The organism is Lentilactobacillus sp. Marseille-Q4993 (assembly GCF_951230165.1).
Taxonomy (GTDB): domain Bacteria; phylum Bacillota; class Bacilli; order Lactobacillales; family Lactobacillaceae; genus Lentilactobacillus.
Genome location: NZ_CATNVB010000071.1, coordinates 1 through 1,420, shown reverse-complemented (window position 1 = coordinate 1,420; position 1,420 = coordinate 1). Strand labels below are relative to the sequence as shown.

Below are 1,420 nucleotides of genomic sequence, written 5' to 3'. Positions count from 1 at the left end.
TTTTTTAGTTACACTGAAGATGAACTTTAAGACCGAGCATGCTCCCTTGGACCTAGAGTCCCCAATTTAAAATGGTCTTCGTTATCTTCACAGCTTTAACCTGATTTAAGATTGATGACCTTCGAGGCCGTGTATAGGAAATGAGTTAAGCTGCGCAAGATAATGAACGAAGTTCAATTAAATTCTTTGAGGAGGAATTAAAGATGACTGATGTAATTGGTTTAGATGTCTCTCAGGGTCATAGCTACGCTACTTGGTATAGTGGCGAAAAATGCCAAGAGGAATTTGAATTCATGCACACAATAAGTGGGTTTGAAAAGCTTCTAAGATTAGTTGAAAAATCAGTAAATTCTCAAGTGGTTTTCGAGGCAACTGGAGTTTACTCAAGACCGGTAAAAAAATTCTGTATCGATAATCAAATCGCGTTCTGTGAATTAAATCCACTGGACTTAAAGTTGAAAATGAGTGGCCTTCGACGAATCAAGACAGATGTTTCTGATTCGCACCGGATTGCGTTGACTGCCCTGGCAAATGATTTTCGCACAACCCAACCTAAGGCAAAAATATATGTTGAACTACAAGAACTTTCCAGGTTTATTGACCGAATTCAAAATGATATTAATTTGAAGCATACGCAATTACACTCACAACTCCAACAAACCTTTCCAGAAATAGAGGTGCTATTTTCTAGCCGTGTGTCTAAATTGGCATTAAATGTGATTAGTCTATTTCCACACCCAGACTTGGTTAGAGACCTATCAAGAACAAAACTAAAAAATAGACTAATGAACAGTACTGACAAGCGCCTGTCTAAGGCCAAAGGCCTTAAGTATGCAGAACGATTGTTGGAACTAGCTAAAGATAGTTATCCAGCAGTTGAAGTAGACAGTATTCAAGTTCAATCGGTTAGCTATTACTGTCAGACCTTAACTGAATTGATCATTCAAAAAGAAAAGTTAGTAAAGCAGCTAATTAAGACGGCTCAACAGTTAGCAGAATATGAAATCATCATTTCGATGCCCGGGATTGGTGAACAAAGTGCTGCGCAATTAATTGGTGAATTAGGTGATGTTAGAAGGTTCAATAAGGCAAATCAGATCAACGCTTATGTAGGGATTGATATTAATCGTTACCAATCAGGTAAATACCAACGCCAAGACCATATCAATCGGCGTGGTAATCCTAAGGCAAGAACCATACTGTATCTGATAGTCTTGAACATGATTAGGGCACAACATTGGGAGCACAATCACATAGTTGATTATTACTACAAACTAAAAAGCGGCCCTATTCCGAAAAGAAATAAGGTCGCCATCGTTGCTTGTATGAACAAAACAGTTCATTGTCTATTTTCGATGATACAAGCGAATCAAAGGTATGAATACACATACCACGAGCTCAAGGCCCAATAAGATCCGGA

At 38.3% G+C, this 1,420-nt stretch carries 1 protein-coding gene; it reads left to right on the top strand.

Annotated elements, in window-relative coordinates; all coding sequences use genetic code 11:
• The first annotated feature begins 203 nt into the window (after positions 1-203).
• Positions 204-1,412 (top strand): IS110 family RNA-guided transposase, encoded by a 1,209-nt coding sequence (locus tag QOW94_RS10985; RefSeq protein WP_283680499.1) that lies wholly within the window; start codon positions 204-206, stop codon positions 1,410-1,412.
• Positions 1,413-1,420 lie beyond the last annotated feature (8 nt).